Below are 5,215 nucleotides of genomic sequence, written 5' to 3' on the forward strand. Positions count from 1 at the left end.
GGGTAGTCGAAGACCAGGGTGGCGGGGAGGCGCAGGCCGGTGGCGGTGGCCAGTTGGTTGCGGAGTTCGACGGCGGTGAGGGAGTCGAAGCCCAGTTCCTTGAACGCGGCCTGGGGCTGGATGGCGTCGGGGGTGGTGTGGCCGAGGACGAGGGCGGCGGTGCCGCGGACGGTCTCCAGCAGTAGCTCGTGGCGGTTGTGCTGGTCCAGTGCTGCCAGGCGGGTGGTGAGGGCGGGGCCGGTGTGCCGGCCGTCCGCGGCGCGGCGCCGGCTGGGTCGGACCAGGGCGCGCAGCATGGCGGGGCCGGCCGCGTCGAGTCGGGTGGTGTCGAGGTCGGCGGCGACCAGGAGGGGTGGGGTGTGGGTGAGTGCGGTGTCCAGGAGGGTGAGGGCGTGTGGGGTGGTGAGGGGGCGCATGCCCAGGGTGGTGAGTCGGGTCAGGTCGGTGTGGGTGAGGTGCTGGGTCATGGTGGAGGTCTGTTCCCAGAGGGACCAGGCCAGGGAGAGGCCGGGGAGGCCTGTTGTGGAGCGGTGGGTCATCAGGGCGTCGGTGTAGGCGTTGGCGGCGGCGTAGCCGGTTTGGCCGGGGTTGCCCAGGACGCCTGCGGCTGAGGAGAAGACGGTGAAGGTCTTCAGCGGTAGGTGCTGGGTGAGGTGGTGGAGGTTCCAGGCGCCGGTGGCTTTGGGTGCCCAGATGTGGGTGAGTCGTTCGGTGGTCCAGGAGTCGATGAGTCCGTCGTCCAGGACGCCTGCGGTGTGGATGACGCCGATGAGGGGGTGTTCGGCGGGGATGGTGGCCAGGGTGTCGGTGAGGGCCGTGTGGTCGGTGACGTCCACGGCGGCTATGTCGACCTGGGTGCCGGTGTCTTCCAGGCGTTGGCGGAGTTCGGTGGCGCCGGGGGCGTCGGCGCCCTGGCGGGAGAGGAGGAGGAGGCGGGGGGTGTGGTGGGTGCGTGCCAGGTGTTCGGCGACCAGGCTGCCCAGTACGCCGGTGCCACCGGAGATCAGGACCGTACCGCCGGTCAGATCGGGCCCCGGGGCGTCGGGCGCCGGCACCGCACGCACCAGCCGGGGGATCAGCGCCAGCCCGGAGCGGATGGCCAACTGTGGTTCATCGGCGTCGATGGCCCGGCGGACGGCGTCGGCCAGGGCTCGGTCCGCCTCGGCACCCGTCTCGGGTTCGGCATCGGTGGCGGGGTCGATGTCGACCAGGGTGAACCGGCCCGGATGCTCCATCTGGGCGCTGCGGATCAGGCCCCACACCGCGGCGGCGGCCGGATCGACGGGCGGGGCGTCGTCGCCGTACACCACCCCGCCCCGGGTGACGATGACCAGCCGGGCGTCCAGCAGCCGGGGCTCGGCCAGCCAGTTCCGCACCAGGTCGAGCATGTGCTGTACGGCGGCGAGAGCCCTCCTGGGGCCCGCCCCGGTCTCCGTGATGTCCTGCTCGACGTCGCGAGCGGCTCCCTCGGCCCCGGCGTCGTCGGCGATCGGTGGTGCGGTGGTGAGGACGACGGCGGGCGCGGGGCCTCCGTCGCCGAGGGCCGCGAGGAGCGCGGGCAGATCGGCATGGCACGGTGCGTCCGATCGGCCTGCCGGGGAGGGGATCGGCGAGCGACGGAGGGGGGTGCCGAGTACGGCCCAGTCGTGCTGGCCCGGGGTGCCCGGCTCGGGCGCGGGCACCGACCGTGGCAGCGGTGTCCACTCCACCGTGAACAGGCCGTCCCCGGAGTTCCGGCGGGCGGCCGTCAGCCGGGTGCTGTCGGCGGGGCGCATCGCGAGGGACTCCACGCTCAGCACCGGGGCGCCGACCGTGTCGGCCACCGTGAGGGACAGCTCGCGGACCCCGCTGCCGTGCGGTTCGCGGGGCTGGAGTCGGACCCGTACCGTGGTCGCGCCGGTGGCGTGCAGGGACACCCCGGTCCAGGAGAACGGCAGCCACAGCGCTTCCCCGGCGTCGGGTTCGCCCGTCTCCTCGGCCAGCAGCACGGGGTGCAGCGCGGCGTCCAGCAGGGCGGGGTGGATCCCGAACCCGCTGCCGCTGCCGTCCTGGCCGCCGGTCTGCGCCTCGGCCGGCTGGGGCAGCTCGACCTCGGCGAAGAGTTCACCGCCGGACCGCCAGGCCGCCCGGACGCCCTGGAACGCCGGGCCGTAGTGGTAGCCGGCGTCCGCGGCACGGGTGTAGAGGTCGGTGACATCGACCGGTTCGGCGCCGGCCGGCGGCCACTGCGCCAGCGACTCCCCCGCCCGGGCTGCCGGGGGCGCCAGCGTGCCGGTGGCGTGGCAGGTCCAGTCGCCCGTCGACTCCGGGGAGTCGAGGGCGGGGCGGGAGTAGACCCCCAGCTCGCGGCGGCCCGACTCGTCCGGCGCGCCAGCCACCAGCTGGATCCGCAGGTCGGCGGAGGAGGACAGGACCAGCGGCAGTTGCAGGGTGAGCGACTCCACCTCGCCCGCGCCCGCCTCGTCGGCCATCCGCAGCGCCCACTCCACCAGGGCCGCGCCCGGCAGCAGGACCACGCCCGCGACCTCGTGTTCCGCCAGCCAGCCCGCGTGCTCCACCGCCGGAAGCAGACCGGTGAGCAGCAGGCCGCCATCGGCCAGCCCCTCGGCGGCGGAGAGCAGCGGATGGGCCACCGGTCGCAGCCCGGCGGCGCTGATGTCGCCGACCGTGCGGGCGGCGGCCGTCCAGTACCGCTCGCGCTGGAACGCGTACCCGGGCAGCTCGATCACGCGAGGCGTCCGGTCGTCTGGGAACCAGGCCCGCCAGTCGACGGACACCCCCGCCGTATGGGCCTGCGCCAGGGCATGGGCCAGCTGCCGCGGCCCGCCGGCGTCCCGGCGCAGCGTCGGCACGGCCAGCGCCGCGGTCCCGGCCGCCTCGAAGCACTCCTGCATGCCCACCGTCAGCACCGGATGCGGGCTGGCCTCGATGAACACCCGGTGCCCCGCGTCGAGCAGCGACTCGACGGCTTCCGCGAAGCGCACCGGACGGCGGAGATTGGTGAACCAGTACTCCGCGTCCAGCCCGGCCGGATCGAAGCGTTCACCGGTCACCGTGGAACAGAACGCGATATCGCTGCCGGTGGGCCGTACCCCGCGCAGCCGGGATGCCAGCTCATCGGCGAGCCGGTCGACCTGGGGCCCGTGCGAGGCGTAGTCGACCTCGATCAGTCGGGCCCGTGCCCCGCGCTCCCGGCACGCCGTGACGACCGCCTCGACCTGTTCCGGGGTGCCGGAGATGACGGTCGATGAGGGTCCGTTGACGGCGGCGAGGGAGACGTCGGGGGCCTGCTCGCCCAGTGCGGTCAGGAGTTGGGTGGTTTCCTGCTCGCCGATGCCCAGGGAGGCCATGGTGCCGTGGCCGGAGAGGGCGCGGAGGGCTTGGCTGCGCAGGGCCACGACTCGGGCGCCGTCGTCGAGGGAGAGTGCTCCGGCGACGCAGGCGGCGGCGATCTCGCCCTGTGAGTGGCCGACGACGGCGGCGGGTGTGATGCCGAAGCTGTGCCAGAGGGCGGCGAGGGAGACCATCACGGCCCACAGCGCCGGCTGGACCACGTCGACCCGGGTGAGGTCGGCGGCGCTCCCGGTGCCGCGCAGGACCTCGGTCAGGGACCAGTCCACGTAGGGGGCCAGGGCCTGCTCGCACTCGGCGATCCGGGCGGCGAAGACCGGGGACGAGTCCAGCAGTTCCCCGCCCATCCCGGCCCACTGCGAGCCCTGCCCGGGGAAGACCAGTACGGGGCCCTGGGCGGCGGCGCCGGGCGCGCCACCCACCACATCAGGGCTGGGCACACCGTCCGCCAGCGAGCCCAGGGCGGCCAGCAGTTCCTCTCGGGCGGTGCCCAGCACCACCGCCCGGTGCTCGAACTCCGCCCGGGTGCTGATCAGCGACCAGGCCACCTCGGCGGGCGACCCAGCGTCCGGCACGCCCTGGAGCGCCTCGGCCAGCAGCCGCGCCTGTTCCCTGAGACCGGCCTCGGTACGGGAGGAGAGCACCCATGGCGTCACCCCGGCCCATGGCTCCCGGCTCTCGGCCGCGGAACCGGTGGATTCCGCGGGCAGCGGCAGGGCCTGCCGCGACGGCGCCTCGGGGGCCTCCTCCAGGATCAGATGGGCGTTGGTTCCGGAGATGCCGAACGCGGACACCCCCGCCCGACGCGGGGTGCCGCCCGCCGGCCAGGCGACGTCCTCGGTCAGCAGCCGTACCGTGTCCCCGCTCCAGTCCACGTGCTGGGAGGGCTCGTCGATGTTGATGGTGGCCGGCAGCAGCCCGTGCCGCAGGGCCAGCACCATCTTGATCACCCCGGCCGCGCCGGCGGCCCCCTGGGCATGACCGATGTTCGACTTGATCGACCCCAGCCACAGCGGCCGGTCGGCCGGCCGCTCCGCCCCATAGGTGGCGATCAGTGCCTCGGCCTCGATGGGGTCGCCCAGGGTGGTGCCGGTGCCGTGCGCCTCCACCGCGTCCACCTCGGCCGCGGCCAACCCGGCGTTGGCCAGCGCCTGGCGGATCACCCGCTGCTGGGAGGGCCCGTTGGGGGCGGAGAGGCCGTTGCTGGCGCCGTCCTGGTTGACGGCGGAGCCGCGGATGACGGCGAGGATCTGGTGGCCGTTGCGCCGGGCGTCGGAGAGTCGTTCCAGCAGGACCAGGCCGACGCCTTCGGAGAAGCTGGTGCCGTCGGCCGCGGCGGCGAAGGGCTTGCAGCGGCCGTCCGGGGCCAGCCCCCGCTGCCGCGAGAACTCCACGATCACGTTCGGGGTGGACATCACGGTGACCCCGCCGGCCAGCGCCAGAGTGCACTCGCCCTGCCGCAGCGCCTGGCTCGCCAGGTGCATCGCCACCAGCGAGGAGGAGCACGCCGTGTCCACCGTCACCGCGGGCCCCTCCAGCCCCAGGGTGAAGGCCACCCGGCCCGAGACCACGCTGAGCGCGTTGCCCGTCAACAGGAACCCCTCGGCGCTCCGCTCGATGTGCGGGGTGCCGAACCCGGGCACACCGGCGCCGATGTAGACGCCGGTGGGTGTGCCTTTGAGGGTGGTGGGGTCGATGTGGGCGTTTTCGAGGAGGTGCCAGGAGGTTTCGAGGAGGAGGCGTTGTTGGGGGTCCATGGCGAGTGCTTCGCGGGGGCTGATGTTGAAGAAGGGTGCGTCGAAGGTGTCGGCGTTGTGGAGGAAGCCGCCGTGTCGGGTGTAGGTGGTGGTGGGGTGGTCGGGGT

General features: G+C 74.0%; 1 protein-coding gene. It reads right to left on the bottom strand.

Annotated features, from left to right (window positions below):
• On the bottom strand, positions 1–5,215 hold a 5,215-nt coding region (locus E4099_RS28710; protein WP_135342043.1), incomplete at both ends, for a type I polyketide synthase.

Source organism: Streptomyces palmae, from assembly GCF_004684805.1.
In the GTDB taxonomy this organism is placed as follows: domain Bacteria; phylum Actinomycetota; class Actinomycetes; order Streptomycetales; family Streptomycetaceae; genus Streptomyces; species Streptomyces palmae.